The 22,110-nt window shown below is 72.5% G+C and carries 25 protein-coding genes and 1 riboswitch; of the genes, 20 read left to right on the top strand and 5 right to left on the bottom strand.

The features are described 5' to 3' along the window. The first annotated feature begins 4 nt into the window (after positions 1-4). From BMY89_RS04365 to BMY89_RS04380, 4 genes are read left to right on the top strand one after another with little or no spacing between them, the layout of a single operon-like run. The gene (locus BMY89_RS04365) at positions 5-1,273 is read left to right on the top strand and encodes a cytochrome P450 (RefSeq protein WP_092374997.1); all 1,269 of its coding nucleotides are present in this window, start codon (positions 5-7) and stop codon (positions 1,271-1,273) included. A gap of 42 nt (positions 1,274-1,315) precedes the next feature. Further along, a complete protein-coding gene (def, locus tag BMY89_RS04370; RefSeq protein WP_092375000.1) occupies positions 1,316-1,876 on the top strand; it encodes a peptide deformylase in 561 nt (186 codons plus the stop codon). 4 nt (positions 1,877-1,880) lie between these two features. Then, positions 1,881-2,807 (top strand): methionyl-tRNA formyltransferase, encoded by a 927-nt coding sequence (fmt, locus tag BMY89_RS04375; RefSeq protein ID WP_092375003.1) that lies wholly within the window; start codon positions 1,881-1,883, stop codon positions 2,805-2,807. Positions 2,808-2,866: 59 nt separating this feature from the next. Continuing rightward, positions 2,867-4,219 carry an RsmB/NOP family class I SAM-dependent RNA methyltransferase gene (locus tag BMY89_RS04380; RefSeq protein ID WP_372433319.1) on the top strand — a complete coding sequence of 451 codons (1,353 nt, stop codon included), beginning with the start codon at positions 2,867-2,869 and terminating at the stop codon, positions 4,217-4,219. 53 nt (positions 4,220-4,272) lie between these two features. Here the strand turns inward: BMY89_RS04380 and BMY89_RS04385 are convergent, their stop codons facing one another. After that, on the bottom strand, positions 4,273-5,157 hold the full coding sequence (locus BMY89_RS04385; RefSeq protein WP_092375006.1) for a septum formation family protein: 885 nt from the start codon (positions 5,155-5,157) through the stop codon (positions 4,273-4,275). Between the two features lie 130 nt (positions 5,158-5,287). After that, a complete protein-coding gene (locus BMY89_RS04390) occupies positions 5,288-6,175 on the bottom strand; it encodes a septum formation family protein (RefSeq protein WP_092375009.1) in 888 nt (295 codons plus the stop codon). 245 nt (positions 6,176-6,420) lie between these two features. Between BMY89_RS04390 and rpe the strand changes: the two genes are divergently transcribed. From rpe to ribH, 7 genes are all read left to right on the top strand, one after another. Beyond that, the gene (rpe, locus tag BMY89_RS04395; RefSeq protein ID WP_092375011.1) at positions 6,421-7,101 is read left to right on the top strand and encodes a ribulose-phosphate 3-epimerase; all 681 of its coding nucleotides are present in this window, start codon (positions 6,421-6,423) and stop codon (positions 7,099-7,101) included. 1 nt (position 7,102) lies between these two features. Continuing rightward, positions 7,103-8,083 carry a GGDEF domain-containing response regulator gene (locus BMY89_RS04400; protein ID WP_092375014.1) on the top strand — a complete coding sequence of 327 codons (981 nt, stop codon included), beginning with the start codon at positions 7,103-7,105 and terminating at the stop codon, positions 8,081-8,083. Positions 8,084-8,139: 56 nt separating this feature from the next. Next, positions 8,140-8,312, top strand: a riboswitch (FMN riboswitch). A gap of 152 nt (positions 8,313-8,464) precedes the next feature. Then, the gene (gene ribD / locus BMY89_RS04405; RefSeq protein WP_092375017.1) at positions 8,465-9,526 is read left to right on the top strand and encodes a bifunctional diaminohydroxyphosphoribosylaminopyrimidine deaminase/5-amino-6-(5-phosphoribosylamino)uracil reductase RibD; all 1,062 of its coding nucleotides are present in this window, start codon (positions 8,465-8,467) and stop codon (positions 9,524-9,526) included. 2 nt (positions 9,527-9,528) lie between these two features. Continuing rightward, positions 9,529-10,188: a riboflavin synthase gene (locus BMY89_RS04410; protein ID WP_092375019.1), complete on the top strand. Its 660-nt coding sequence runs from the start codon at positions 9,529-9,531 to the stop codon at positions 10,186-10,188. Next, a complete protein-coding gene (pnuC, locus tag BMY89_RS04415) occupies positions 10,185-10,886 on the top strand; it encodes a nicotinamide riboside transporter PnuC (protein WP_092375022.1) in 702 nt (233 codons plus the stop codon). The genes BMY89_RS04410 and pnuC overlap by 4 nt, the downstream gene beginning before the upstream one ends. After that, positions 10,883-12,184: a bifunctional 3,4-dihydroxy-2-butanone-4-phosphate synthase/GTP cyclohydrolase II gene (locus BMY89_RS04420; RefSeq protein WP_092375026.1), complete on the top strand. Its 1,302-nt coding sequence runs from the start codon at positions 10,883-10,885 to the stop codon at positions 12,182-12,184. The genes pnuC and BMY89_RS04420 overlap by 4 nt, the downstream gene beginning before the upstream one ends. A 4-nt stretch (positions 12,185-12,188) precedes the next feature. Beyond that, positions 12,189-12,689 (top strand): 6,7-dimethyl-8-ribityllumazine synthase, encoded by a 501-nt coding sequence (ribH, locus tag BMY89_RS04425; RefSeq protein WP_092375029.1) that lies wholly within the window; start codon positions 12,189-12,191, stop codon positions 12,687-12,689. A gap of 128 nt (positions 12,690-12,817) precedes the next feature. Here the strand turns inward: ribH and BMY89_RS04430 are convergent, their stop codons facing one another. The 3 genes from BMY89_RS04430 to BMY89_RS04440 are packed head-to-tail and all read right to left on the bottom strand — an operon-like array spanning position 12,818 to position 15,355. Further along, entirely contained in the window at positions 12,818-13,651 is an 834-nt protein-coding gene (locus BMY89_RS04430) for an amino acid ABC transporter ATP-binding protein (protein WP_269766843.1), read from the bottom strand. 1 nt (position 13,652) lies between these two features. Further along, the gene (locus tag BMY89_RS04435) at positions 13,653-14,498 is read right to left on the bottom strand and encodes an amino acid ABC transporter permease (protein ID WP_092375033.1); all 846 of its coding nucleotides are present in this window, start codon (positions 14,496-14,498) and stop codon (positions 13,653-13,655) included. Then, on the bottom strand, positions 14,495-15,355 hold the full coding sequence (locus BMY89_RS04440) for an ABC transporter substrate-binding protein (RefSeq protein WP_092375037.1): 861 nt from the start codon (positions 15,353-15,355) through the stop codon (positions 14,495-14,497). Before BMY89_RS04440 ends, BMY89_RS04435 begins: the two co-directional genes overlap by 4 nt. Positions 15,356-15,493: 138 nt before the next feature. Here BMY89_RS04440 and BMY89_RS04445 point away from each other — a divergent pair, with 138 nt between their 5' ends. The 9 genes from BMY89_RS04445 (at position 15,494) to pheS (ending at position 22,093) form a co-directional block, all read left to right on the top strand. Beyond that, positions 15,494-15,757 (top strand): phosphoribosyl-ATP diphosphatase, encoded by a 264-nt coding sequence (locus BMY89_RS04445; protein ID WP_013732805.1) that lies wholly within the window; start codon positions 15,494-15,496, stop codon positions 15,755-15,757. Between the two features lie 44 nt (positions 15,758-15,801). Next, on the top strand, positions 15,802-16,647 hold the full coding sequence (gene hisG, locus BMY89_RS04450) for an ATP phosphoribosyltransferase (protein WP_092375606.1): 846 nt from the start codon (positions 15,802-15,804) through the stop codon (positions 16,645-16,647). Between the two features lie 17 nt (positions 16,648-16,664). Beyond that, complete coding sequence (locus tag BMY89_RS04455) at positions 16,665-17,621, top strand: DMT family transporter (protein ID WP_232521041.1); 957 nt, start codon at positions 16,665-16,667, stop codon at positions 17,619-17,621. Further along, complete coding sequence (locus BMY89_RS04460; protein ID WP_232521042.1) at positions 17,618-18,136, top strand: PH domain-containing protein; 519 nt, start codon at positions 17,618-17,620, stop codon at positions 18,134-18,136. Before BMY89_RS04455 ends, BMY89_RS04460 begins: the two co-directional genes overlap by 4 nt. Before the next feature lie 518 nt (positions 18,137-18,654). Continuing rightward, a complete protein-coding gene (gene infC, locus BMY89_RS04465) occupies positions 18,655-19,305 on the top strand; it encodes a translation initiation factor IF-3 (RefSeq protein ID WP_092375042.1) in 651 nt (216 codons plus the stop codon). A gap of 20 nt (positions 19,306-19,325) precedes the next feature. Beyond that, complete coding sequence (gene rpmI, locus BMY89_RS04470; protein ID WP_013732809.1) at positions 19,326-19,520, top strand: 50S ribosomal protein L35; 195 nt, start codon at positions 19,326-19,328, stop codon at positions 19,518-19,520. Between the two features lie 32 nt (positions 19,521-19,552). Continuing rightward, positions 19,553-19,945, top strand: coding sequence for a 50S ribosomal protein L20 (rplT, locus tag BMY89_RS04475; RefSeq protein WP_067305147.1), 393 nt, complete (start codon positions 19,553-19,555; stop codon positions 19,943-19,945). 69 nt (positions 19,946-20,014) lie between these two features. Next, positions 20,015-20,812: a TrmH family RNA methyltransferase gene (locus BMY89_RS04480; RefSeq protein WP_092375611.1), complete on the top strand. Its 798-nt coding sequence runs from the start codon at positions 20,015-20,017 to the stop codon at positions 20,810-20,812. A 210-nt stretch (positions 20,813-21,022) separates the two neighbouring features. Next, positions 21,023-22,093, top strand: coding sequence for a phenylalanine--tRNA ligase subunit alpha (gene pheS / locus BMY89_RS04485; protein WP_092375045.1), 1,071 nt, complete (start codon positions 21,023-21,025; stop codon positions 22,091-22,093). Positions 22,094-22,110 lie beyond the last annotated feature (17 nt).

The following is a 22,110-nucleotide window of genomic DNA, read 5'->3' on the forward strand; positions in this document are numbered from 1 at the left end:
CCGGATGGACGTGGCTGAGACGTTCGCGTCGCTCATGTCGCCCGAAGGGCGCGTCGACCCGTACCCGACGTACGAACGGTTGCGCGCCTACGGGCCGGTCGTCCAGGTCGGTCCGGGCACGTACGCCGTCACCGGCCATGCCGAGGCCGCCGAGCTGCTCCGGGATCCGCACGTCCGGGTCTTGGAGGGGGACGTGCGGGATGCCGTCATGCCGGACTGGCGGAACAGTCCGGCCCTGTCGTCGATCGCACGGTCGATGCTGCGGACCAACGCGCCCGACCACGGCCGGATGCGCCGACTGGCCGCCGGAGCCTTCACTCCGCGCCGGATCGCGGACCTCCGAGAGGTGGTGGCGGCTGAGGCTGACCTGCTGATCGACGCCATGGCGGCGGCCAGCCGGGACGGCACCCCGGTCGACTTCATGGCCGAGTTCGCCTACCCGCTGCCGCTCAGGGTGATCTGCGAGTTGCTCGGGGTGCCCGCCGTCGACCGCCCGCTGTTCCGGCGCTGGGCGGCCGACCTGACCGGCGTCCTGGAGCCCGAGATCACCGAGGCGGAGCTGGCCGTGGCCGACGCCGGCGCCACCGAGCTGCGCGGCTACTTCACCGAGTTGGTGGCCGCCCGTCGCCGCGAGCCGGGCGACGACCTGATCACCGCCCTGGTACAGGCGCACGACGCCGGTGAACGGCTCTCCGGCGAGGAGCTGCTGAGCAACCTGGTGATCCTGCTCGTCGCGGGCTTCGAGACCACCACCAACCTGCTCGGCAACGGCCTGACGGTGCTGCTGGCCCATCCCCAGGCGGCCGACGCGCTACGTCGGTATCCGGAGCACGCCCCGGCGTACGTGGACGAGCTGTTGCGCTACGACTCACCGGTGCAGCTGACCACCCGTGCCAGCGGTGCGGCGCTCGTGGTCGGTGGGATCCAGCTACCGGCCGGCAGCTGGATCGTGCTGCTGCTCGGCGCGGCCAACCGGGACCCCCGGCGGTACCCGCACCCCGAGCGGTTCGACCCCTGGCGAGCCCAGCTGAACCCGCTCGCCTTCGGCGCCGGGCCGCACTACTGCCTTGGCGCCGGGCTGGCCCGGCTGGAGGCGCAGATCGCGTTCGTCACACTGCTGCGCCGGTTGCCGGAGCTCGCTGCGGCTGGCATGCCACGGCGTCGGGACCGGCTGACACTGCGTGGCTACGACAACCTTCCGGTGGCTCTGGGTGCACTCGCCCCGGCCACCGATCGTGATGCGCCGGCCGGGACGGCGCCGGGCACTCCGTAGACTGGTACGGCACTGCCGTCCGCCGCTAAGGAGCCAACCCGCGTGACCGTCCAGCCCATCCGTCTGTTCGGGGATCCGGTGCTGCGCACGCCGGCCGATCCGGTGGTCGATTTCGACGTCGAGCTGCGCAAGCTCATCGCTGACCTGACCGACACCATGCTGGAGAGCAGCGGTGCCGGCCTCGCCGCGCCGCAGCTCGGCGTGGGCCTGCGGGTGTTCACCTTCGACGTCGACGACGTGCTCGGCCACCTGGTGAACCCGGTGCTGGAGTTCCCGGACGTCGAGGAGCAGGACGGCCCGGAGGGCTGCCTCTCCATTCCCGGGCTCTACTTCGACACCAAACGCCGCCAGAATGTGATCGCCAAGGGCTTCAACGGCTACGGGGACCCGTTGCAGATCGTCGGCACGGGGCTGATGGCGCGCTGCGTGCAGCACGAGACCGATCACCTCGACGGGGTGCTCTTCGTCGACCGGCTGGATCCGGCCGGCCGCAAGGAGGCGATGAAGGCGATCCGCCAGGCCGAGTGGTACGACGTCGCCGCCCCGCCCACGGTCAAGCTGAGCCCGCACACCGTCGGCAGCCCCTTCGGCCTGGAGCGGTGAACCAGTGCGTGTGATCTTCGCCGGTACGCCGGCCGTCGCCGTTCCCGCACTGAGGGCCGTGGCCGACTCCCGGCACGAACTGGTCGCCGTGCTCACCCGACCGGACGCTCCCGCCGGGCGCGGTCGGGGCCTGCACCGCTCCCCGGTCGGTGCCTGGGCCGACGAGCACGGCATCGAGGTGCTCACCCCGGCCCGTCCCCGCGAACCGGAGTTCCTGGACCGGCTGCGGGAGCTGGCGCCCGACTGCGTGCCGGTGGTCGCCTACGGCGCGCTGGTGCCGCCGGTCGCGTTGGACATCCCCCGGCACGGCTGGGTCAACCTGCACTTCTCGCTGCTGCCCGCCTGGCGGGGGGCCGCACCCGTGCAGCACGCCGTGCTGCACGGCGACGAGCTGACCGGGGCCAGCGTGTTCCAGCTCGAGGAGGGGCTGGACACCGGGCCCGTCTACGGCACGCTCACCGACGAGATCAAGCCCGCCGACACCTCCGGCGACCTGCTGGAGCGGTTGGCCCACAGCGGTGCCGGGCTGCTGGTAGCGGTGCTCGACGCGTTGGCGGACGGCACCGCGCGGGCGGAGCCGCAGCCCGCCGACGGGGTCTCGCTGGCACCGAAGCTGACCGTGGAGGACGCCCGGGTGCGCTGGTCCGATCCCGCCTTCGCGGTGGACCGGCGGATCCGCGCCTGCACCCCCGCGCCCGGCCCGTGGACGACGTTCCGGGGCGAGCGGATCAAGCTGGGACCGGTGACCCCGGCGCCCGACGCGCCCGGCCTCAAGCCCGGCGAGTTGTTGGTCGCCAAGAACGAGGTGGTGGCCGGCACGGCGACCAGCCCGGTCCGGCTCGGCGAGGTGCGCGCGGCGGGCAAGCGGCCCATGCCCGCGACCGACTGGGCGCGCGGCGTCCGGGTCAGTGGTGGGGAGGAGTTCGCGTGAGAGACACCGCACCCCGCCGGGGCACGGAGCGCCGGGAGCCGCGCGCCGGACGGCCGGTGATGGACCGGCCACGGTACGCCGCGTACGAGGCGATCGAGGCGGTGCACCGCGACGACGCGTACGCCAACCTGGTGCTGCCGGCGGTGCTGCGCGACGCGGGGCTGACCGGTCGCGACGCCGCCTTCGCCACCGAGCTGACCTACGGCACGCTGCGTCATCTCGGCACCCTCGACGCGATCCTCACCACCGCCGCCGGCCGGGACGTGCAGCGGATCGACCCGCCGGTGCGCGACGCGCTGCGGATCGGCGCGTACCAGTTGCTGCACACCCGGGTACCGGCGCACGCGGCGGTCTCGTCGACCGTGGACCTCGTCCGTGCGGTCGGCCAGGGCGCCACCGGCTTCGCCAACGCGGTGCTGCGTGAGGTCGCCGGAAGCGACATCGACGAGTGGGTGACCCGACTGGCGCCGCCGATCGAGACCGACCCGATCGGTCATCTGGCGCTGGCCTACAGCCATCCGCAGTGGATCGTCCGGGCGTTCAGCGAGGCGCTCGGCGGAGATCTCGGCGAGACCACCCGACTGCTGATCGAGGACAATGTGCGTCCGGCCGTGCACCTGTGCGCCCGGCCCGGCCTGGCCGACCCGGTGGAACTCGCCGACGAGGTCAATGGCGCGCCGGGTGCCTTCTCGCCGTACGCCGTCTATCTCGGCGGCGGTGCGCCCGGTGAACTGGCCGCGGTGGCCGACGGCCGCGCCCACGTCCAGGACGAGGGCTCCCAACTGGTGGCCAGCGCCCTCGCCGAGGCGCCGGTGGACGGCGCGGACGGCCGATGGCTCGACCTGTGTGCCGGGCCTGGCGGCAAGTCGGCGCTGCTCGGGGCACTGGCGGCGCAACGTGACGCGCGGCTGACCGCGGTGGAGGTCGCCGAGCACCGGGCCCGGCTGGTCGCGAGCGCGACCCGGGGGCTGCCGGTGACCGTGTTGCACACCGACGGCCGGCTGGTGGGTGCCGAGGCGAAGCTGCCGGCGGAACACTTCGACCGGGTGCTGGTCGACGCGCCGTGCACCGGGCTGGGTTCGCTGCGCCGTCGACCGGAGTCGCGCTGGCGACGCAAGCCCTCGGACCTGTCCGCGCTGACCCGGTTGCAGCGCGAGCTGCTCGTGGCCGGGCTGCGGGCGGTCCGCCCCGGCGGGGTGGTGGCCTACGTGACCTGTTCGCCGCACACGGTGGAGACCCACGTGACGGTGACCGAGGCGGCCCGCCGCTGCGGCGCGCCGGTGGATTTCCTCGACGCCCGGCCGCTGCTGCCGGCCGGGATGCCGGGGCTCGGCGACGGACCGACGGTGCAGCTGTGGCCGCACCGGCACGGCACCGACGCGATGTTTCTCGCCCTGCTGCGCCGCACCTGACCGCACCGTCTGAGACCGCCCGCACCTGAGGTGATCCGCTGCCAGGGGACGCCTCAGGTGATCGGCAGGGCCTGCGGCCCGGCACCCTTCATCGATCGGGTGAGAGTGCGGTCGCTGATCCACAGGAAGCACTGCACTCCCCGGTTGCCGCTGCGCCACTCGTCTTCCGACGGGTGATAGAAGATCGTGCCCACGCGGTACTGGAGGTTGCCGTCGTCCGGCACCTTGGCGAACCGGGCGATCGTGCTTCGGCAACCCCGGTGCGCCCGTCCGGTGTCCTTGAGAAAGGCGGACCAGCTGGTGTCGGGGGCCCGCCAGATGCCGGCGAACTCGGACCGGTGGCCGGCGCTGCACTTCACGGCCACCATCTCGGTCACGTCGTCGCCCTCGGTCTTCGCGTCGAAGCAGCCGTGCCGCAACTTCGACGACCCGTCCAGCGAGCCGGAGAGGCTGTCCGTGCGCCGTACGGGGATCGGGGTGTCGAGCCCCTGCAGCTCGTGGGCGTCGCAGCGGAACCAGCGCGCCCCACCGGTCCATGCCTGCGGCGACGGGAGGACGACGCTGATCCCGATCCGTGCGCCACGCCAGTCGCCGCCCAGCGCCGCGCGTGCCCGGCGGTCGCACTCGCCGAACGCGGTGCGCATTCCCGCGCTGCCGGTCTTCGGTGGGCTCGTGCCCGCCACGTCGTCGAGCGTCCCGACGTGCAGGGTCTCGGCCCGATGCGGCTGCGCGCAGTCCACCGGCGCGTACGCGCTGAGGTAGCCGACGTCCTGCGGCCGGGCGTGGCACGTTCCGGCTTCGGGGGTGAACACCGTCGGTGCGGCCATCGGCGCCCAGCCGTCGACCAGGTCACCGTCGGTTCCGGCCGGTTTCGTGCAGCCGAGCAGCGTCGTCGTCACCACGGCACCCAGCGCGACTCCGGTCAGCCACCGTCGCATACCCGTCGACCTCCTGCTCACGCCGCCGGCGAGGGCAGGGAGAGCCAGCACACCCTGCCGTCGAAGCGCCGCCGGCCCCCGCGTCCGCCGGTCGCGGCACGCCACGGAGCGCGAGCATACGGCACCGGGCTCAGGTGACCGGCAGTCCCCGCGGGCCGACTCCGCGCATCGAACCGGTCAGCTTGCGGTCGTCGCTCCACAGGAGGCAGCGCACCCCCCGGTCGCCCTCCTCCCACTCCCGCTGCGAGGGCGGGTAGAAGATGGATCCGGCGCGGTAGGGCAGGTCGGCGTTGTTGGGTACGTCGGCGAACGCGGCGATCAGTTCCATGCACCGCTTGTGGGCCTGGCCGGCCGAGCCGACGAACTGCTCCCAGCTCAGGTCCTGTTCGATGTACACCCCGACGAACTCGGCGCCGTGCGGCTCGGTGCAGAGCACCGGGGCCATGTAGTTCAGGCTGTCGCCGATGAGCTTCGGATCGAAGCAGCGGTGCACCAGCGGCGAATCACCGATCAGCGCTCCGCGGAGGCTGCCGGTGCGGTTGACCGGCCGGGTGTTGTCGATGCTGTCGGTCTCGCTCAGGTCGCAGCGGAACCAACGGGCACCGCTGTTCCAGGCCGACGCGGACGGCAGGGCGATGTTGAGGGTCAGTCGGGCGGTGTGCCAGTCGCCGCCGAGTACCAACCGGGCCCGCTGGTCGCACTCGGCCCGGGCCGTGCGCAGTGCCGCCGATCCCGGCTCCGGCCGCGCACCCTCGGCGGCTGCGGCGGTGAACGTGCCGACGTGGACCGCCTCGGCGAGGTGGTTGCGGGCGCAGTCCACGGTCTCGTAGGTGCTCGCCTGGACGACCGCCGTGACCCGGGGCAGGCAGGCGTCGGTGACCGGCACGAACATCGTCGGTGGACGCAGTGCCGGCCAGTCGTTGGTGAGATCCCCGTCTGTCCCGCCCGGCTGCACGCAGCCGCTGAGCACCACCGCAGCCGCGCTGGCCAGCGCCAGCGCCGCGAGCCACCGTCGCATTGTTCGCCCTTCCCGGGAACGGCCGTCCGGCTGCCGGTTCCCGCACCCACCGGCCTGCACGTTACCGCCACCGTCCCCGATGGAGTGTTACCGCGATCTGGCCGGCTGGCCAGTCAGGGCCCCGCTTCGTCCCGTTCCACCGATCCGAGCGGGCTGATTCTGCACCATTGGTCACCTCCGGGTCACGGGGTGTCCGGTTGGCGGCGCCTTGCCGCAGCTGGTGGCCGCGTTCGTACACTGGCCCTGTGACCGTACCGCCGCCGATCATCGCGCCCAGCATCCTCGCCGCCGATTTCTCCCGTCTTGCCGAAGAAGTTCGTGCCGTCGAGGACGCCGCGGACTGGTTGCACGTCGACGTCATGGACAACCACTTCGTGCCGAACCTGACCATCGGGCTGCCCGTGGTGCAGAGCCTGCGAGCCGCCACCAAACTACCCTTCGACGTACATCTCATGATCACTGATCCCCGTCGCTGGGCACCCGGCTACGCGGACGCGGGGGCGTACAACGTCACCTTCCACGCCGAGGCCTGCGACGATCCGGTGGCGCTGGCCAAGGACCTGCGGGCGGCGGGCGCCAAGGCGGGGCTGGCGATCGACCGGGACACTCCGATCGAGCCGTACCTCGACCTGCTGCCGAGCTTCGACACGCTGCTGATCATGACCATCAAGGCCGGGTTCGGCGGGCAGCGGTTCATCCCGCAGTTGCTGGACAAGGTCCGCACCGTGCGACGGCATGTCGACGCCGGCCACCTGGACCTGCGGATCGAGGTCGACGGCGGGATCGCCGCCGACACCATCGAGCAGGCCGCCGCGGCGGGTGCCGACGCGTTCGTCGCCGGCACCGCCGTCTACGGCGCCGACGATCCGGCCGAGGCGGTACGCCGGCTCCGGGGTTTGGCGGAGCGCGCGGCTCCCGGTGCCTGAGGTGGAGCCCGCCGACGATCGTAAGGACGTGATCCTCGTCGTCGACGACGACGAGGACATCGCCCGGTTCGTCGAGTTCAACCTGCGGCTGCAGGGGTTCGACGTGATTCTCGCCGCCGACGGCCAGGAGGCCCTCGAACTGATCGAGCGGGAGCGGCCCGACCTGGCCGTGGTCGACCTGATGATGCCGCGGGTGGACGGGCTGGAACTGACCCGGCGGCTGCGCGCCGACCCGATGACCGCGGCCCTGCCGGTGATCATGCTGACCGCCAAGGGGATGACCCAGGACAAGGTCCACGGGCTCAACGCCGGTGCCGACGACTACCTGGTCAAGCCCTTCGACAACGCCGAGCTGGTCGCCCGGGTCAGCTCCACGCTGCGGCGTAACAAGGAGTTCCGCGAGGTCTCCCCGCTGACCGGCCTGCCGGGCAACAGCCGGATCCGTCGGGAGATCGCCGACCGGGTCCGGGGCGGCGCCGACTACGCCGTCGGTTACATCGACATCGACCGGTTCAAGAGCGTCAACGACCGGTACGGGTTCTCCCGGGGCGACGACTTCATCTCCGCGCTGGCCCGCTGCCTGCACCGGGCGGTGATCGCGGTGGCGCTGCCGCCGGCGTTCCTCGGTCACGTCGGTGGCGACGACTTCGTCTTCGTGTGTACGCCCGAGCAGGTCGTGCCGCTCACCTCCCGGGTGTCGGCGGACTTCGAGAGGGCCGCGGACGCGCTCTACGACCCCACCGACCGGGAACGCGGCTACGTGGAGTTGAAGGACCGGCGGGGCAACGTGCGTCGGGCCGCGCTGGTCACCCTCTCCATCGGGGTCACCGTCTCCGACGCGGAGAAGCGCATCACCAACCCGCTGGCGGCGATGACCGTCGCCTCCGAGATGAAGACCGTGGCCAAGAGCCAACCCGGCTCGTACGTGGCGATGGATCGCCGGCGCGGGGTCGGTGACCACGGTCACCGACATGTGAAGTAGCTCGCGCGGTAGCCCGAGACCCCGCCGACCGTGTAAGACTTTGCTCAGTACCCACCACGCGCTGGCGGGACTCGGTGAAATTCCGAACCGGCGGTGATCCACGGTCCGACCGTGGTAAGCCCGCGACCCGGGAGCGGTTCGTCCGCCCGGTGGACCTGGTGAGAATCCGGGGCCGACGGTTGGGGGCGGCTCGTCCGCGCCCAGACAGTCCGGATGGGAGACAGCGCGCGGGACGGAAGGGTTCGTGTGCTCGTCGGGCTTCCGGCGTGCGCTCGATCCCATCCGGGGCGGCTGTGCCGTCCCCGGGTTTCCGCTGCCTGCCCGCGGCCACCAGGCCGATCTCTCCGCCTGCGCGTACGAGCGAGAGGGCAGGGGCAGGCGATGGCGAGCGTCTCCGTGGACGAGGCGATGCGTCGCGCGATCGAGCTCGCGGCGCGTGGACTCGGCACGACCAGCCCCAACCCGGTCGTCGGCTGTGTGCTGCTGGACATCGACGGCGAGGTGGTCGGCGAGGGCTTCCACGCGTACGCCGGCGGACCGCACGCCGAGATCGTCGCGCTGGCCCAGGCCGGCCAGCGGGCGAAGGGCGGCACCGCGGTCGTCACCCTGGAACCCTGCAACCACACCGGCCGCACCGGCCCCTGCAGCAGCGCGCTGGTGCAGGCCGGGGTGGTACGGGTCGTCATCGCGGTGCCGGACCCCAACCCGGTCGCCAGCGGTGGCGCCGCGACGTTGCGGGCCGCCGGCGTCCGGGTCGACCTGGGGGTACGCGGCACCGAGGCGGAGAGCGGCAACGTGGCCTGGCTGACCGCCATGCGCCGGGGCTGGCCGTACGTCGTCTGGAAGTACGCGGCGACCCTGGACGGCCGCTCCGCGGCAGCCGACGGCACCAGCATGTGGATCACCTCCGAGGCCGCCCGGATGGACGTGCACGCGCTGCGGGCGACCGTCGACGCGGTCGTCGTCGGCGTGGGTACCGTGCTCGCCGACGACCCCCGGCTCACCGTGCGCAACCTGCGCGACGGCAGCCTGGCCATCCGGCAGCCGCTACGGGTGGTGGTCGACTCGGCGGGTCGTACCCCGGCCGATGCCCGGGTCCGCGACGGCGCCGCCCCCACCTGGGTGGCCACCGCCGCCGAGGTGGGCACCGCCCCGGGCGGCGGCGTCGACCTGCCCGCGCTGCTGGCGGCCCTGCACGGCCGGGGCGTCCGGGCCGTGCTGCTGGAAGGCGGCCCGCAGCTGGCCGGCGCGTTCCTCGCGGCCGGCCTGGTCGACCGGGTCGTCGGCTACCTCGCCCCCCGGCTGCTCGGCGCCGGGCCGGCGGCGCTGGCCGACGCCGGTGTGACCACCATCGCCGAGGCCATCGATCTGGAGATCACCGACGTTACGCAGGTCGGTCCCGACCTGCGGATCACCGCGCTGCCCCGAAAGAGGGAGGGCTAGGCATGTTCACCGGCATCGTCGAGGAGATGGGCGAGGTCGTCGAGGTGACCCCGACGGCGCAGGACTCCGCCCTGGTGGCGGTCCGCGGCCCACTGGTCGCCTCCGACGCGCGGCACGGCGACTCGATCGCGGTCAACGGGGTCTGCCTGACCGTCGTCGAGGTCGACGGCGGGGTGTTCACCGCCGACGTGATGGGCGAGACGCTGCGCCGCTCGGCGCTGGGCGCGCTGCACACTGGCGACCCGGTCAACCTGGAGCGCGCCGCCGCGCTGGGCAGCCGCCTCGGTGGGCACCTGGTGCAGGGGCACGTCGACGGCGTGGGCGAGGTGCTCTCCCGCGAGCCGGCGCAGCGGTGGGAGACGGTCCGGTTCCGGCTGCCCGCCGCCCTGTCCCGGTACGTGGTGGAGAAGGGCTCGATCACCGTCGACGGGGTCTCACTGACCGTGGCGGAGGTCGGTGCCGACTGGTTCGCCGTCGGCCTGATCCCCACCACCCTGACGCTGACCACGCTCGGCGCCCGATCGGTGGGCGACCCGGTCAATCTGGAGGTGGACGTGCTGGCCAAGTACGTCGAGCGGCTGCTCGGCGTCCGGGCGGCCGACGCCGCCGGGCCGCCGGTCGACCTGCCCGGCGTCACCGTGCCCGGGACGGTGGTGTCGTGACCGGCGCGCTCGGTTGGCTGCTCACCGCCGAGATCCAGGTGGCCGGCTCGCCGGTGCTGGTCCGGGAGGTCGTCGGCAACGTCTTCGGACTCGGTTCGGCGCTGCTCGGCCTGCGCCGGTTGGTCTGGGCCTGGCCGGTCGGCATGGTCGGCAACGCACTGCTGTTCACCGTCTTCCTCGGCGGGGCGTTCGCCACCCCGCAGGCGCACGACCTGTACGGCCAGGCCGGCCGGCAGGTGTTCTTCTTCGGCGTCAGCCTCTACGGATGGTGGCGCTGGACGCGCACCCGCCGGCTCGGCACCGCCGCCGACGGGTCGGCGGTCGTACCCCGGTGGGCCACCGGCGCCGAGCGGCTCGGGCTGCTCGCCGCCGCGGTGGTGGGTACCGCCCTGGCGTACCCGGTGCTGGCCGCGCTCGGTTCCTGGGGGCCGCTGCCCGACGCCTGGATCCTCGTCGGCAGCCTGCTGGCAACGTACGGGATGGCTCGTGGCTGGGTGGACTTCTGGCTGATCTGGATCGCGGTCGACGCCGTCGGCGTGCCGCTCCTGCTGCGCGGCGGCTTCTACCCGTCGGCGGCCATGTACCTCCTGTACGGCGCGTTCTGCGTCTGGGGTCTCGCCAGCTGGTGGCGCGCCTCGCGGGCCATCCGATCGGACCCGGCCCCGATTCCGTCGACCTACTCGGAGGCCACCGCATGACCGAGCACAGCGAGCACAACGAGCAGCGCGGGCCGGTCGTCTTCGCCGACATCGAGCAGGCCCTGGCGGACATCGCCGCAGGCCGGCCGGTGGTCGTGGTGGACGACGCCAACCGGGAGAACGAGGGCGACCTGATCTTCGCCGCCGAGCTGGCCACCCCGCAGCTGCTGGCCTTCACCGTGCGGCACACCTCGGGCTTCATCTGCGTCCCGCTCACCGAGAGCGAGTGCGACCGGCTCGACCTGCCGCCCATGCACCACACCAACCAGGACCGGCGGCAGACCGCGTACACGGTGACCGTCGACGCCCGGGAAGGGGTGAGTACCGGCATCTCCGCGGCCGACCGGGCGCACACCATCCGGCTGCTCGCCGACCCGAGGACCGGACCGGCCGACCTCGCCCGCCCCGGGCACGTCGTGCCGCTGCGGGCCCGCCCGGGTGGCGTGCTGCGGCGACCCGGGCACACCGAGGCCGCCGTCGACCTGACCCGACTGGCCGGCCTGCGTCCGGCCGGGGTGCTCTGCGAGCTGGTCAACGACGACGGCACCATGATGCGGCTGCCGGACCTGGAGAAGTTCTGCGTCGAGCACTCGCTGACCCTGGTCACCATCGCCGACCTGATCGCGTACCGGCGGCGTACCGAGAAGCAGGTCGAGCTGGTCGCCGACGCCCGGATGCCCACCGAGCACGGGGTGTTCCGGGCGCTGGGCTACCGCAGCGAGTACGACTCGGCAGAGCACGTCGCCCTGGTGATGGGCGAGATCGGCGACGGCCGGGACGTGCTGGTACGGGTGCACTCCGAGTGCCTGACCGGCGACGTCTTCGCCTCGGTGCGCTGCGACTGCGGCCCGCAGCTCAACGCGGCGCTGGACCGGGTGGCGCGGGAGGGCCGGGGCGTGGTGCTCTACGTGCGCGGCCACGAGGGGCGCGGCATCGGGCTGCTGCACAAGCTCCAGGCGTACCAGTTGCAGGACCAGGGCCGCGACACGGTCGACGCGAACCTCGACCTCGGCCTGCCGGCCGACGCGCGCGACTACGGCACCGGCGCCCAGATCCTCTACGACCTCGGGGTGCGCTCGATGCGGCTGTTGACCAACAACCCGGCCAAGCGGGCCGGGCTGGAGGGCTACGGGCTGACCGTCACCGGGCGGGAGGGCATGCCGGTGCGTCCGCACCCGGAGAACGTCCGTTACCTGCGAACCAAGCGGGACCGGATGGGACACCTGCTCGACCAGTTGGACGAGGTGGCCGAGGCCCCGATGGGCCGCACGGTCCCCGGCGCAGAGATCGGAGCGTAGGAAAATGGCGGGTTTCGGTGAGCCGGGTTCGACCCCGGTCGACGCATCCGGGATGACCGTGGGCGTGGTCGCCGCGCGGTGGCACGGTGAGCTGACCGACCACATGCTGGACCGGGCGGTGGCCGCCGCCCAGGCGTCCGGCGCGCGGGCGGTGGTGGCTCGGGTGGCCGGCTCGGTGGAGCTGCCGGTGGTGGCCCAGGCCCTGGCCCGGCGCTGCGACGTGGTGGTCGCCCTCGGTGTGGTGGTACGCGGCGCCACCGCGCACTTCGACTACGTCTGCCGTTCGGTGACCGACGGGCTGACCCGCATCGCGCTGGACGAGGGCAAGCCGGTCGCGCACGGCGTGCTCACCGTGGACACCATCGAGCAGGCCCGCGACCGTGCCGGCCTGCCCGACTCCGCCGAGGACAAGGGCTGGTCGGCCACGCTCGCCGCTCTCGACGCGGCCCTGGCGATCCGCCAGGTGGCGGCGTCCGCCAACCAGCGCGTCGGCTTCGGCCACTGACCGGACCGGACCGACCTACCCAGTTGATCAAGAAGTTTGCGTCCGGGATCCGCTGGCTTCGCGACGAAAACTTCTTGATCAACACATCCGGTGCCGGGGTTGGTGGGGGTGGTGGGGGTGGGGTGGGGTCAGAGGCGGTTGGCTTCGATGATGCGGGCGAGGAACTGGCGGGTGCGGGGCTGGGTGGGATGAGCGAGAACCTGCTCCGGCGGGCCGGACTCGACGACCCGGCCGGCGTCGAGGAAGCAGACCTGGTCGGCGACCTCGCGGGCGAAGCCCATCTCGTGGGTGGCCAGGACCATCGTCATCCCCTCCGCCTTGAGATCGCGGATCATGGTCAGCACCTCGCCGACCAGCTCCGGGTCCAGCGCTGAGGTGACCTCGTCGAGCAGCAGCAGCCGGGGCGAGTTGGCCAGCGCCCGGACGATCGCCACCCGCTGCTGCTGGCCGCCGGAGAGCCGGTCCGGGTAGGCGTCGGCCTTCGCCGCCAGCCCCACCCGGTCCAGCAGTTCCCGGGCCCGGGTCTCGGCCTCGGCGCGGGAGCGGCGGTGCACCCGGCGCGGCGCGAGGGTCACGTTGTCCAGCACGCTCAGGTGCGGGAAGAGGTTGTACGACTGGAAGACCATCCCGATGCGGCGGCGTACCTTGTCGGGGTCGATGCCCGGGGCGGAGATCTCCTCGCCGTCCAGCTCGATCGTCCCGTCGTGCAGCTCCTCCAGGAGGTTGACGCAGCGCAGCAGGGTCGACTTGCCGGACCCGGACGCACCGATCAGCGCCACCACCTGGTGCTCGGCCACGGTCAGGTCGAGCCCGTCGAGGACGACCTGCCCGCCGAACTCCTTGCGCAGCCCCCGACACCGCAGCACCTCCGGACCCGGCCCCGCGTTCGGTCCCGGCCCCGCGTTCGGTCCCGGCCCCACGTTCGGTCCCGGCCCCGCGGTCGGGGTCGGCTTCGGGTCCATGTCAGCCTCCGGACTGGCGGCGGGCCGCCCGCAGGGTGACCTGGTCGGTGACGGCGATCAACGGGATGGCGAGCAGCACGAAGAGCACCCCGGCCACGATGTACGGCGTGTAGTTGAACGTCTGGGCGCTGGCGATCTGCGCGGCCCGCACCGCGTCGATCGGACCGGCCAGCGACACCAGGCCGACGTCCTTCTGCAACGCCACCACGTCGTTGAGCAGCGGTGGCGCCACCCGGCGCAGGGCCTGCGGCAGCACCACGTGCCGCATCGTCTGCCGGTGGGTGAGCCCCAGCGACCGGGCCGCCGCGAGCTGGCTCGGGTGCACCGACTCGATGCCGGCGCGGAACACCTCGGCCAGGTAGCCGGCGTAGGTGAGGATCAGCGCCAGCCCGCCCAGCACCAGCACCGACGGGGTGCCCTGCAGCCGCAGCCCGGGGACGCCGAAGGTGAGCAGGTAGAGCACGATGATCAGTGGCAGGCCACGGAAGGCGTACGTGTAGCCGGCCGCCAGGGCCCGGATCGGGAAGAAGACCGGCCCGCGCAGGGTCCGCAGGACCGCGATCAGCAGCCCGAGCAGCAGGGCGCCGATCGCGCAGCAGACCAGCAGCCGGACGTTGAGCCAGAGCCCGGTCAACACCTGCGGCAGCGCGTCCCGGGCGAGCTGCGGGTCGAGGAACGTCTGCTGGACCCGGTCCCAGCCGGGTGCCCCGGTCACCGTGACCGCCAGCAGCGTGCCGACCGCCGCTGTGGAGGCGGCGGCGATCAGCACGCTGAGTACGGTCTGTCGGCGGCGGTACGCGGTCCGCGCCTGCTGGGCCGGTGAGGGGTCGTGCAGCACGGTGCTCACGTCAGTTCGGGTGCTCCCGCGACCTGGGCGAGCCACTGCTGCTCCAACTGCTTGAGTACGCCGTCGGTGGCGAGCTGGCCGACGGCGGTGCTGACACAGCCGGTGAGCGGGGAGTCCTTGTCCAGCAGTAACCCGAACGCCTCCGGCGTGCCCACCTGGGGCAGCTGCCCGACGATCACCGCGTCGTCGATCTCCGCGCCGGTGATGTAGAACGCGGTGGGCAGGTCGACGACCAGCCCGTCGATCTGCCCGTTCTGCAGCGCCTTCTTGGCGTCGTCGTTGCTGTTGTAGACCTGGGGCTCGGCCGTCGGCTGCACCAGGGCGGTGATCGCCTGGTAGCTGGTCGTGCCGACCTGGGCGCCGAGCTTGGCGTCGCGTAGGTCGGCCAGCGAGGTCCTGCCGGCGATCTTGGAGGACTTCAGCGCGATCACCGATTGCCGCACCAGGTAGTACGGGGCGGAGAAGTCCACCGCCTGCTTGCGCTCCTCGGTGATGGAGAACTGGTTGATGTCGAAGTCGAAGTTCTTCGGCCCGGGCGCGATGGCGGCGTCGAACCTCACCCGTGTCCAGGTGACGTCGTCGCGGGCGTAGCCGAGCTTCTCGGCCACGGCGTAGGCCACGGCGGACTCGAAGCCCTCACCGCTGTCGGGCTTGTCGTCGACGAACCACGGCTGGTAGGCCGGCTCGTCGGTGGCGATGGTGAGCTTGCCCGGCGTCTGGGTGGGCAGGCTCTCCTTGGCGCATGCCGCCGACACGGTGGGCATGGGCGCGGGCTCGGCCTGCGGTGTGCAGGCGGTGACCGCGAGCAGGACGGTGCCGGCGGTGGCGAGCGTGAGGGTGCGTGGGGTGCTGACCATGGCGGACAGCGTACGACCAAGATAGGCGAGGATCGAAGAGTTGTCCCACCATCTCGGTAGGGAATGCCGGTCCCGTCCACCGGTCACCACCGACCCGGTGCACGTGGCGACCGAGGGCGACTGCGAGAATCCGTCTCCGTGAAGACGTTCGAGGAGTTGTTCGCGGAGCTGCAGGCCAAGGCCGCCGCCGGCACCCCCGGCTCGGGCACGGTCGCCGCACTGGAGAAGGGCGTGCACTTCATCGGCAAGAAGGTCGTCGAGGAGGCGGCCGAGTCGTGGATGGCCGCCGAGCACGAGGGGCCGGAACGCACCGCCGAGGAGATCTCCCAGCTGCTCTACCAGGTCCAGGTGCTGATGCTGGCCAGCGGTCTCGAACTGAAGGACGTCTACCGACATCTGTGAGTGCCCTGCCGTCGACCCGATCCCGATCGAAGGAGCACTCCGTCATGCTGCGTGTCGCCGTACCCAACAAGGGCGCCCTGGCCTCCTCGGCCGCCGAGATGCTGCGCGAGGCGGGCTACCGCCAGCGCACCGACCCCAAGGACCTGGTCTGCCGGGACGAGCCCAACGACATCGAGTTCTTCTACCTACGGCCGAAGGACATCGCCACCTATGTCGGCTCCGGTGACCTGGACGTCGGCATCACCGGCCGGGACCTGCTGATCGACTCCGGTGCACCGGCCGAGGAGGTCGTCGACCTGAACTTCGGGCGGGCCACCTTCCGCTTCGCCGCCCGGCCCGCCGACGTCGACGACGTCCGGGAGTTGGGCGGGCACCGGATCGCCACGGCGTACCCGGGGCTGGTCGAGCGCCACCTCGGCGAGCTGGGCGTCAAGGCGGACGTGATCCGCCTCGACGGCGCGGTGGAGAACGCCATCCGGCTCGGCGTCGCCGACGTGGTCGCCGACGTGGTCGAGACCGGGGCCACCCTGCGCCAGGCCGGTCTGGTGGTCTTCGGCGAGCCGCTGCTGCGCTCCTCGGCGGTGCTGGTGCGCCGCGCCGGGGCGGCGTCCCACCCCCAGGCCGAGCAGCTGCTGCGCCGGCTGCACGGGGTGCTGGTGGCCCGCCGCTACGTGATGCTCGCCTACGACGTGCCGGCCGGGCTGCTGGACCAGGCCAGCTCGCTCTCCCCGGGCATCGAGTCACCCACCGTCTCCCCGCTGCACCGCGAGGGCTGGGTGGCGGTGCAGGCCATGGTGCTCCGCGACGACGTGCACCGGATCATGGACGAACTCTACGAACTCGGCGCGCGGGCGATCCTGGTCACCAACATCCACGCCTGCCGGTTGTGAGGCCACCGCCGGCAGCCGTGGCACTCGCCCTGGTCACCGCCGGCGGCACCGCCTCGGCGGCGCAGGGCGCGGTCAACGCCGAGCTCGGGCAGCGGGTCGGCAACGCCACCCTGGGCGCGGTGGTGAACAACCTCGGCGGAACCCTGCTGATCCTGGTCGGGCTGCTGGTGCTGCCGTCGATGCGGTCCGGACTCGGCGCGCTGCGCCGGGCCCGGCTGCCCTGGTGGTCATACCTGGGCGGGGCGGGCGGCGCCGCCATCGTGGTGCTCGCCGCGTACGCCGTCCCGGTGCTCGGGGTCGCGGTGTTCACCATCGCCCAGGTCGCCGGCGGAAGCCTCGGCGGGCTGGCGTCGGACCGGGCCGGCCTCGCCCCGGTGGGCCGCCTGCCGCTCACCGCGCCCAGGGTCGCCGGTGCGCTGCTCGGGGTGGCCGCAGTGGCCCTCGCCCAGGCCGGCCGGCCCGTCGGTGACCTGGCCGTCGGCGTGCTGCTGCTGGCGGTGGCCGGTGGCGTCGGGGTCGCGTTGCAGGCCGCGCTCAACGGCCGGATCTCCGCCGCCGGCTCGGCCGCCGCCGGCGTCGCGGTCAACTTCGCCGTGAGTACGCCGCTGGTGCTGCTCGTCGCGGCGCTGGCCGGCGCGTTCAGTGGTCCGCCGGTGAGCTGGCCGGCCGGCTGGCACCTCTACACCGGCGGGCTGCTCGGCGTCGGCATCGTGGCCAGTCTGGTGGTGGGGGTACGCGCGGCCGGGGTGCTGCGCACCGGCCTTGCCCTCGTCGGTGGGCAACTCGCCGGCGCCCTGCTACTGGACGTGCTGCTGCCGCACGCCCCCACCGCCCGCTTGCCGGTGCTGGTCGGCGCGCTGCTCACCCTGCTCGCGGTGCTGGTCGCCGGCCGGAGCCCACGATCGCCCGCCACCGCCGACGTCGGGGTGGCACCGGGCGGCCCGCCCGCACCGGATGGCAAACTGGTGCGATGAGTGAGCGGCGGGACGCAGTGCAGCCGGGTGCCGGCACGAGCGAGCGTGCGCGAGCGATCGGCACCGAACCGGTCCGCCTGCGCCCGCGGCGCATCCGGCTGGTCTGCTGGGTTTCGGCGGTCGTGGTGGTGGTCCTGTTCACCGTGATCGCCACCACGCTGACCGGTCCCACCGGCAACGGTTACGGCACCTTCCAACGCGGCGACCAGGTCGCCATGATCGGGCTCGGGGTGCTCTTCGCCCTTGCCGCCCTGCTCTTCACCCGTCCCCGGGTGGAGGCGGACGCACGGGGTGTCCGGGTCCGCAACATCGTCGGGTCGTACGAGCTGCCCTGGGAGGTGGTCCGGGGGATCCGGTTCGACCGGGGTGCTCCGTGGGCAGCCCTGGAGCTGTACGACGACGACCTGCTGCCGGTGGTCGCGCTCCAGGCCGCCGACAAGCAACTCGCTGTCGACGGGGTGCGCGCCCTACGCCGGCTGCACCAGGCTCACCTCGCCGCGCTCGCCGGCCGCTGATTTCCGTCCGCGCCGACCTGCGTCGCTTCCTGGTCGGGTTTCCCGAGATCTTGGAGAGTTTCCGTTCGCTACGAACGGAAACTCTCCAAGATCTCCGTACGCCGGGCGAACGTCGGCCTGCCGTCAGGTGTGGGCGTGCATCCTGATCTTCGTTGGGCTGCGGGCTTGTGTGCGGTGGTGCGGGGGCGGGTAGCGAGGCTGAGGGTGCCCGGTTTGAGAGGTCGGTCGTTGGCGGTGTAGTGTTGTGAAGTCGACCAGGCTGTCCGCATCTGCGGACGGCCATGAAAGTGGAGCGCCTGCTCCCACCCGAGTCGCCCCCTTCGGTGGCCGGGTCCGGTCCCCGGTTCCGGGCATGTCCCGGTCCCGGATGCGCGATCCTGTGATCGTGCTGACCGGTCGAGCGGGCCCTGGCATGCGCCGGGGCCTTCTGCTTTCCGGATCGGTTCCCACCGGGGAGCCGCGGGTCGGCCACGTATGAAGATCCGACTCGAGGAGGCCCCATCAGCGTCGAACCACGCGTGAACGAGCAGATCCGGGCACGTGAGGTCCGACTGGTCGGCCCCGAGGGTGAGCAGGTGGGCATCGTCCCGCTGGAGCGCGCCCTTCAGCTGGCCGCGGACGTCGATCTGGACCTGGTCGAGGTTGCGCCGATGGCGCGCCCGCCGGTGTGCAAGCTCATGGACTTCGGCAAGTTCAAGTACGAGAGCGCACTGAAGGCGCGCGAAGCGCGGCGTAACCAGCAGCAGACCGTCATCAAGGAGATGAAGCTCCGGCCGAAGATCGATCCGCACGACTACGAGACCAAAAAGGGTCACGTGGTGCGGTTCCTCAAGGCCGGCGACAAGGTCAAGGTGACGATCATGTTCCGCGGTCGCGAGCAGAGCCGCCCGGAGCTGGGCTACCGGCTCCTGCGTCGGCTCGAGTCCGAGATCACGGAACTGGGATATGTCGAGGCCGCCCCGAAGCAGGACGGTCGAAACATGATCATGGTTCTCGCCCCGCACCGGGCCGTCAAGGCCTCCGCGGTCGCCGCCACGGCGTCTCGTGGTGGACCCCGGGAGCGGACCGCGGAGGAGCCCGCCACCGCGGTGGACGCCGAGTCCGCGGCGACCGGCGAGACCGCAGCAGCCGGTGATACCGGCACCGTCGCCGACAAAAGCGACGGGTAACAGGGGAGAAGACGTTCCACATGCCGAAGATGAAGAGCCACACGGGGACGGGCAAGCGGGTCCGCGTGACCGGTAAAGGCAAGATCATGAAGCAGCAGGCCGGTCTGCGGCACAACCTGGAAAAGAAGCCGTCCACCCGTACCCGCCGGCTGACGGGCGTGGTCGAGGCCGCCAAGTCCGACGTCAAGCGCCTCAAGAAGCTGCTCGGCCGCTGACGCGCGCCACCTGAGCCCAAGAAGGAGTTGAGATGGCACGCGTCAAGCGGGCTGTGAACGCCCAGAAGAAGCGCCGTACCCTGCTGGAGACCGCGAGTGGATACCGCGGTCAGCGCTCCCGGCTGTACCGCAAGGCCAAGGAGCAGGTGCTGCACTCGATGCAGTACGCCTACCGGGACCGTCGCGACCGCAAGGGCGACTTCCGGCAGCTGTGGATCCAGCGGATCAACGCGGGTGCCCGTGCCAACGGGATGACCTACAACCGCCTGATCCAGGGCCTGCGTCTGGCCGGCATCGAGGTCGACCGCAAGATCCTGGCCGACCTGGCTGTCCACGACGCCGCCGCGTTCGCGGCGATCGTCGAGCTGGCCCGGGCCGCGGTCACGGCCGAGGGCACCGGCGGCGCGGCGGCCCAGGCCGCCTGATCCCCGCACAGCGCAGCGAGGCGTCCCTCGGCGACGAGGGACGCCTCGCGCGTGTGTGGTGAGGACATCATGCCCTTCACACCACGTACGCCGAGGGTGGTCGCCGCGCGTCGACTCCAGCGACGCCGCGAGCGCGACGCCACCGGCCGCTTCCTGGCCGAAGGGCCGCAGGCGGTCCGGGAGGCACTGAGTCGGCCGCGTACCGTCGTGGAGCTGTTCGGCACCCCCGCCGCTCTCGACGGGTACGCCGACCTCGCGGCAGCCGCCGCCGGTGCCGACGTACCCGTCTCCGAGGTGACCGACGACGCCCTCGCGGCGCTCGCTGAGACCGTCGCTCCGCAGGGCCTGGTCGCCGTCTGCCGACACCTCGACGTGTCCCTGGAGGCCGCGCTGGCGAGCCGCCCACGGCTGGTCGCCGTGCTGGCCGGCATCCGTGATCCGGGCAACGCCGGCACGGTGTTGCGCACCGCCGACGCGGCCGGCGCGGGTGCCGTGATCTTCGCCGGGGAGGCGGTCGACCCGTACAACGGCAAGTGCGTCCGCTCCTCCGCCGGCAGTCTCTTCCACGTCGACGTGGTGCGTGAGCGCGACCCGGCCGGGGTGCTCGCCGCGGCGCGGGCCGCCGGGCTCGCCGTGTTCGCCGCCACCGGTCACGGCGAGGAGAACCTGGACGATCTGGCCGACGACGGCCGGCTCCGGACACCCACCGCCTGGCTGTTCGGTTCCGAGGCGCACGGCCTTCCCGAGGAGCTGGCCGGGGACGCCGACGCCCGGGTCCGGGTGCCGCTGCACGGGCGGGCCGAGAGCCTCAACCTGGCTGCGGCAGCGGCGGTCTGCCTGTACGCTTCAGCGAGAGCACAGCGCTGACCGGAGGTCACGCGCACCGCGACTAGGAGAGCAGCCCCCATGGTGAACGCGCCACGGCGTTCGTTTAGCCAGCCCGCCGGTGTCGGCGGGCGGCGGGTCTGACCTGCTCCCCACGCGACTTCTACCGGCGGGCTGCGGCACAGCCGCGCGTCCGTAGACTCGCTTCGCCGCCCCTGAGGCCGGCGCCGCCGTGAGGAGTGCCCGTAAGCCATGAGTTACCGCAACGATCCGTACGACCCGAAGCAGGTCGCCCTGCTCGACCCGGCCGCCCTGGGGCAGGCCGTGACCGAGGCCGAGAAGGCGTTCGCCGCCGCCGGTGATCCCGACGTGTTGGCCGCGGTGCGCCCGGCGCACCTCGGCGACCGGGCCCCGGTCGCGTTGGCCCGCCGGGAGATCGGCGCGCTGCCGCCGGCCGCGAAGGCCGACGCCGGCAAGCGGGTCAACGAGGCCCGCCGCGCCATCGAGCAGGCGTACGCCGCCCGTGCCGAGGTGCTGGAGCGGGAGCAGGCCGAGCGGGTGCTGGCCAGTGAGGGCGTCGACGTGACGCTGCCGTACGACCGTCGGCCACGCGGCTCGCGGCACCCGATCACCGTGCTGATGGAGCAGGTCAGCGACCTCTTCGTCGGCATGGGCTACGAGGTGGCCGAGGGGCCCGAGGTCGAGCTGGAGTGGACCAACTTCGACGCGCTGAACATTCCCGCCGACCACCCGGCCCGCGGGCTGATGGACACCTTCCACATCGCACCCGCCGAGGCGTCGGGCCTGGTGCTGCGTACCCACACCTCGCCGGTGCAGGCGCGCACGATGCTGAGCCGGCAGCCGCCGATCTACGTGATCGCCCCGGGGCGCGTCTACCGCACCGACGAACTGGACGCCACCCACGCGCCGGTCTTCCACCAGGTCGAGGGTCTGGTGGTGGATCGCGGCATCACGATGGCCCACCTGCGGGGCACGCTGGACCACTTCGCCCGGGCGATGTTCGGGCCGGACGCGAAGACCCGTTTCCGGCCGCACTACTTCCCGTTCACCGAGCCGTCGGCCGAGTTCGACATCTGGTTCCCCGAGCACCGTGACGGCCCGCGCTGGGTGGAGTGGGGCGGCTGCGGCATGGTCAACCCCCGGGTGCTGCGCGCCTGCGGCATCGACCCGGAGGTCTACTCCGGCTTCGCGTTCGGCATGGGCATCGACCGGACGGTGATGTTCCGGCACGGGGTCAGCGACATGCGGGACATGGCCGAGGGCGACGTGCGGTTCACCCGCGCGTTCGGGGCCGGGGTTTAGGCGACGGGTACGAGTCA

Origin of the sequence: Micromonospora phaseoli, assembly GCF_900109115.1 — a bacterium.
Lineage (GTDB): Bacteria > Actinomycetota > Actinomycetes > Mycobacteriales > Micromonosporaceae > Micromonospora > Micromonospora phaseoli.

Bases quoted from the DNA above. Each gene is read 5' to 3' on its own strand.
- BMY89_RS04365 (WP_092374997.1), top strand. From the start codon at position 5: ATGGACGTGGCTGAGACGTTCGCGTCGCTCATGTCGCCCGAAGGGCGC.
- BMY89_RS04380 (WP_372433319.1), top strand. From the start codon at position 2,867: ATGGACCGGCCACGGTACGCCGCGTACGAGGCGATCGAGGCGGTGCAC.
- BMY89_RS04385 (WP_092375006.1), bottom strand. From the start codon at position 5,157: ATGCGACGGTGGCTGACCGGAGTCGCGCTGGGTGCCGTGGTGACGACG.
- BMY89_RS04390 (WP_092375009.1), bottom strand. From the start codon at position 6,175: ATGCGACGGTGGCTCGCGGCGCTGGCGCTGGCCAGCGCGGCTGCGGTG.
- ribD (WP_092375017.1), top strand. From the start codon at position 8,465: ATGGCGAGCGTCTCCGTGGACGAGGCGATGCGTCGCGCGATCGAGCTC.
- BMY89_RS04410 (WP_092375019.1), top strand. From the start codon at position 9,529: ATGTTCACCGGCATCGTCGAGGAGATGGGCGAGGTCGTCGAGGTGACC.
- BMY89_RS04420 (WP_092375026.1), top strand. From the start codon at position 10,883: ATGACCGAGCACAGCGAGCACAACGAGCAGCGCGGGCCGGTCGTCTTC.
- ribH (WP_092375029.1), top strand. From the start codon at position 12,189: ATGGCGGGTTTCGGTGAGCCGGGTTCGACCCCGGTCGACGCATCCGGG.
- BMY89_RS04430 (WP_269766843.1), bottom strand. From the start codon at position 13,651: ATGGACCCGAAGCCGACCCCGACCGCGGGGCCGGGACCGAACGTGGGG.
- BMY89_RS04440 (WP_092375037.1), bottom strand. From the start codon at position 15,355: ATGGTCAGCACCCCACGCACCCTCACGCTCGCCACCGCCGGCACCGTC.
- hisG (WP_092375606.1), top strand. From the start codon at position 15,802: ATGCTGCGTGTCGCCGTACCCAACAAGGGCGCCCTGGCCTCCTCGGCC.
- BMY89_RS04460 (WP_232521042.1), top strand. From the start codon at position 17,618: ATGAGTGAGCGGCGGGACGCAGTGCAGCCGGGTGCCGGCACGAGCGAG.
- rpmI (WP_013732809.1), top strand. From the start codon at position 19,326: ATGCCGAAGATGAAGAGCCACACGGGGACGGGCAAGCGGGTCCGCGTG.
- rplT (WP_067305147.1), top strand. From the start codon at position 19,553: ATGGCACGCGTCAAGCGGGCTGTGAACGCCCAGAAGAAGCGCCGTACC.
- BMY89_RS04480 (WP_092375611.1), top strand. From the start codon at position 20,015: ATGCCCTTCACACCACGTACGCCGAGGGTGGTCGCCGCGCGTCGACTC.
- pheS (WP_092375045.1), top strand. From the start codon at position 21,023: ATGAGTTACCGCAACGATCCGTACGACCCGAAGCAGGTCGCCCTGCTC.